Annotated in this window: 4 protein-coding genes and 1 tRNA gene; 3 read left to right on the top strand and 2 right to left on the bottom strand. The window is 69.7% G+C overall.

Annotation, left to right across the window (positions count from 1 at the left end):
- On the bottom strand, positions 1-304 hold a 304-nt coding region (locus COGEMETH_RS24850), incomplete at its 3' end, for an adenylate/guanylate cyclase domain-containing protein (RefSeq protein WP_238185337.1).
- Positions 305-557: 253 nt separating this feature from the next.
- On the opposite strand from COGEMETH_RS24850, the gene htpG reads away from it, so the two are divergent.
- From htpG to COGEMETH_RS24835, 3 genes are all read left to right on the top strand, one after another.
- Positions 558-2,390, top strand: a complete 1,833-nt coding sequence (htpG, locus tag COGEMETH_RS24845; protein ID WP_238185336.1) for a molecular chaperone HtpG — start codon at positions 558-560, stop codon at positions 2,388-2,390.
- Positions 2,342-3,475, top strand: a complete 1,134-nt coding sequence (locus tag COGEMETH_RS24840; RefSeq protein ID WP_306421774.1) for a glycosyltransferase family 4 protein — start codon at positions 2,342-2,344, stop codon at positions 3,473-3,475. The genes htpG and COGEMETH_RS24840 overlap by 49 nt, the downstream gene beginning before the upstream one ends.
- A gap of 50 nt (positions 3,476-3,525) precedes the next feature.
- Positions 3,526-3,615, top strand: a tRNA-Ser gene (locus COGEMETH_RS24835).
- 350 nt (positions 3,616-3,965) lie between these two features.
- On the opposite strand, the gene COGEMETH_RS24830 is transcribed toward COGEMETH_RS24835, so the two are convergent.
- Positions 3,966-4,637: hypothetical protein (locus COGEMETH_RS24830; protein WP_238185335.1), on the bottom strand; the 672-nt coding region annotated here is incomplete at its 5' end.

Below are 4,637 nucleotides of genomic sequence, written 5' to 3'. Positions count from 1 at the left end.
CGTCGCCGATGGTCAGCCCCATCCGGAACCGCACCCGGCGCTCCGATGGATCGCCACGATCCAAGTCGTTGAGGCCGCACTGGATCGCCAGGCCGGCACGCAACGCCTCCACCGCGCTCGGAAACTCGGCCAGGATGGCGTCGCCCGCGGTGTTGAACACCCGCCCCCCGAAGGCCGCCACCTGCGCGCGGAACACGCCCTTGGCGGCCGCCAGACGCCGCAGGGTGTCCTCCTCGTCCTCCGCGATCAGGCGGGAATAGCCCGCCACGTCCGCGGCCAGGATCGCTGCGATGGTGCGCTTCATCGCCCGGCCCAGAGGCTGATCGGGCCGGGACGGGCCCGGGCGAGAGGCGGCGCGGCGGACATGGAGTGAAGGACCGGCCTCGAACGGGACGGCCAGGACGGGCCGGCCTCGCAAGGATGGCGCGATGACGGGGAAAACCGCGACGCTTGTCAAGATCGGTCCCGTGCCCCGATCCTGCCGGGCCCTGCATTGAATTCCGGCGCCGGTGACGGCATATCGCCCGCGCATTTTCAAAACATCGGAGGCCCGACAGGTGAGCGAGACGGTTGAGCGGCACGAATTCGGTGCCGAGGTGGGGCGCCTGCTCGATCTCGTGGTCCACGCCCTCTATTCCGACCGCGAGATCTTCCTGAGGGAGTTGGTCGCCAACGCGGCCGACGCGATGGACCGGCGCCGCTTCGAGGCCCTGACCTCGGCTGCCAGCGCCCTGCCGCCGGACGCCAAGGTCCGCATCGCCCCCGACAAGGCGGCGCGCACGCTCACGGTCTCGGATGCCGGCATCGGCATGAGCAAGGAGGACCTGGCCCAGAATCTCGGCACCATCGCACGCTCGGGCACCCGCGCCTTCTCGCAGAGCCTGGATGCCGCCAAGGCGGAGGACCGGCCGAGCCTGATCGGCCAGTTCGGCGTCGGCTTCTACTCCGCCTTCATGGTGGCCGACCGTGTCTCCGTCACCTCGCGCCGCGCCGGCGCCGACGAGGCCTGGACCTGGGGATCGGACGGACAGGGCAGCTACACCCTGGAGGCGTCGGAGCGCCCGGAGCCGGGCACCACGATCGTGCTCCACCTGAAGGCGGATGCCGACGAGTATCTCGAGACCTACCGGCTCGACCACCTCGTGCGCAAATGGGCCGACTTCATCACCGTGCCCATCGCTATCGTGCAGGACGGCAAGGAAGAATCGGCCAACCAGGGCACCGCCCTCTGGCGCAAGCCCAAATCCGAGATCACCCCGGAGCAGTACGAGGAGTTCTACCGCTCCGTCGGCATGAACTTCGACAAGCCCTGGGCGACCCTGCACTGGCGCGCCGAGGGCCAGCTCGAATTCAGCGCCCTGCTGTTCGTGCCCGGCATGAAGCCGTTCCAGCCGATCGAGAACGAGCGCCAGAGCAAGGTGCGCTTGCACGTGCGGCGCATGTTCATCACCGACGAGGCGGAGTTGCTGCCCACGTGGCTGCGCTTCGTGCAGGGGGTGGTCGACACCGAGGACCTCCCCCTCAACGTCTCCCGCGAGATGCTGCAATCCACCCCGGCGCTCGCCCGCATCCGCCGCGCCGTCACCGGCCGCGTCCTCTCCGAACTGACCACGCGTGCCAAGGACGCCGAGGGCTTCCAGGGTTTCTGGGAGAATTTCGGGCCCGTCCTCAAGGAGGGCATCTACGAGGACCACGAGCGCCGCGCCGAGATCGCGCCGGTGTTGCGCTTCCGCTCCTCCGCGGTCGATAGCTGGACCGGCCTGTCTGACTACGTCGCGCGGATGAAGGACGGGCAGGAGGCGATCTACTACCTCGTCTCGGACGATGCCGAGGCGCTGAAGGCCTCGCCCCAGCTCGAAGGATTCCGCGACCGTGGGCTGGAGGTGCTGCTGCTCTCCGACCACGTCGACGCGTTCTGGCCCGAGAGCCTGTCGCGCTTCGAGGACAAACCCCTGCGCTCGATCACGCAGGGCGGCCTCGACCTCTCGAAGTTCGCCTCCGAGGCTGGAGAGGCGGAGGGGCCGGAAGGGATCGACGCGCTGGTGGCTGCGATCAAGGCGGCACTCGCCGACGAGGTTTCGGACGTGCGCGTCACCGACCGCCTCGTCGGCAGCGCCGTGGTGCTCTCGGCCGGCACCGGCGGCCCGGACCTGCAGATGCAGCGCCTGCTGCGCCGGGCCGGTCGCGGGGCCGGCGGCCGGCCGGTGCTGGAGATCAACCCGCGCCACCCACTGATCCGCGCCCTCGCCGAGAGGCCTGAATCCGAGGTACCGGCAGCGGCCGGCACGCTCCTGGACCTCGCCCGCATCCAGGACGGCGACAGCCCGCGCGACCCTGCCGCATTCGCCAAGGTCGTCGCCGCAGCGCTCGCCGGGACACGCAACAGCTGAGGCTCGCCGAGAGGGAGGGCGGCGCGATTCGCATCCTGCTGCCCACCCTCTACGGCACCCGGGGCGGCTCGACCCGCGTACTGCTCGCGGCCGCCGAGGCTCTGCGCGCCGAGCATGCCGTCACTGTGCGCGCGCCGTTGCCCGAGGCCGACGACCCGGCGCCGGCCCTGTTCCCGAGCCGGCCCCTCGACGGGCCGGCCCGCAAGCTCGCGGTGCTCCCGCGCCTCGCCCGGTTGCTGGCGCGCGAGAGCCTGGCCCTGCGGCGCCTGCGCCCGGACCTTATCCACGTCCACGACGAGCCCTCGCTCTACGTCTACGGCCTCGCCGCGCGCGGCCTCAGCCCGCGCCCACGCGTGCTCTGGCACCTGCACGCGGAGCCCGGCCGCGGGTGGATCCTGCGGCTGCGCACGAGGCTGGCCGACGCCTGTCTCGTCATCAGCCCGCACGTGACGCCGCCGCCCGGCCTGCCCTGGCACCTCGTGCGCAACCCTTTGCCGCGCCTATCCGAGATCCCAGGCGTTGCACCGAACCTCGCCCACATCGCTGTGGTCGGGGCGCTCGGCCCGCGCAAGGGGCAGGATCTTGCCGTCGAAGCGCTGGCTCTCTTGCGCCGGATGCCCGGCGGAGAGACCGCCCGCCTCACCCTGATCGGCCCGGAGCTCGATCCCGCCTTCACCGCGGCCCTGCGCGGCCGTATCCAGGCCCTCGGCCTCGGCGACGCCGTGAGCTTCACTGGTCCGCGCCCAACAGAGGCGGCGTTTGCCGGCGTCGGTATCGCCCTGTTCCCTTCGCGTGCCGAGATTCAGCCTCTCGCGCTGGCCGAGGCGCTGGCCCGAGGCCTGCCCGTCGTCGCGTCGGATATCCCGGCCCACCGCGCCATGCTGGCGGATGCCGGCGCCGACCTGGATCGCGCAAGCACGCTGGCCCCGGACGCCCTCGCGCAGGCGCTCCTCACTGTTCCCCGCATCATCGCGCCGGACCACGCCATCCGCATTCAGACTCTGTTCGATCCCGATCGCTTCGCCACGGAGCTACGCGAGGCGATCCGAACGCTGACGCCTCCGGCCCACGGATCGCGCTTGTGAAAAGCAGATCAACCATGGTAGGCACCGCCCGTCTCGTCGAGGCACCTCGCGGAGAGGTGGCAGAGCGGTTGAATGCACCGCACTCGAAATGCGGCATGCCTGCAAGGGCATCGGGGGTTCGAATCCCCCCCTCTCCGCCAGTTTTCTCTTTCGATTCAGTGTTTTAGCCAGCATCTCCTCAAAAGCGAAATTCTTGCGGACGTGTCGGGGCTTTGCGCCGGGTGCATGTACGAGCTGAGCGGCTGAGACGCGCTCGAGCGAGTGTACGTGTCATTTTCACGCCGCCGTCTCGCTATGGCTCTTCGCTGGTACCACCGTCTCAGCCTGCGCCCCAGGCAGATCACCGGGTGAGCGTCTCCGCGCCCGTGCAGCACCATTTCGCGTCTCCGCCGGATGCCAATACGAACGCGCCGAGGCCCGGTAGGGCCTCGGCGTCTCGATCGCGTCCGATAATAGCGTGCGTTGAAGCTGTGTCGTTCGAGCGAGCGACTCAGGACATCGCCAGCGCCGCCCGCTGCTCGGCCCAGTCCAGCGGCAGACACGTGTCCTGCATCAGCCGCGCTGCGTTCAGCTCGGTCGGGTGCTCGCCCGCGATCAGTCGCGCCGTGATGTCGGGTGCCAGGTAGCTCAGCCGAAGCAGCCGCGTGGTGTAGGAGCGGGTCAATCCCTCGGCCCGCGCCACCTCGTCGATCGATAGCGGTGTGTCGCCCGTCAGCCGCTCGCGGATGCGATGCGCCCGCGCGATCAGCCGGCCCAGGATCGCGTCGGGATCAGGCCCGGCGGTCTGGCCCGGAAGCATCAGCCGCATCTCCAGACCAACTCGCTTGAGCCCGACAGGCACTACCAGGCTCAGCATCGGCTTTGTTGCGGTCGATTCAGCGGCCTCACTGCGTGTCCCAGCAATCAGCCACCGCAACAGGCTGACACCGTCGACGGCAATTTCGATCTGCTCGGCATGCACGTCGATCCGGGTGATGACCGCCTGAAGGATTTGCCGCTGTCGCAGCTGCGACAAGTCCGGCCACTGCGCCGCCAGCCGTTTCGCCGCCAGGACCAGAGCGTGCTGCTCTGGAGCCGGACGATCGCGCGCGAGATCCTGCAGCATGCCGACGTCGCACATCAGTGTGCGCAGGCGCTCCGTCACTAGTGCACTGACGCATAC

Origin of the sequence: Methylobacterium trifolii, from assembly GCF_022179685.1 — a bacterium.
GTDB classification, from domain to species: Bacteria; Pseudomonadota; Alphaproteobacteria; order Rhizobiales; family Beijerinckiaceae; genus Methylobacterium; species Methylobacterium trifolii.
Note: the sequence above shows the minus strand (reverse complement) of the source record. Positions and strands in the feature narration are given on the sequence as shown.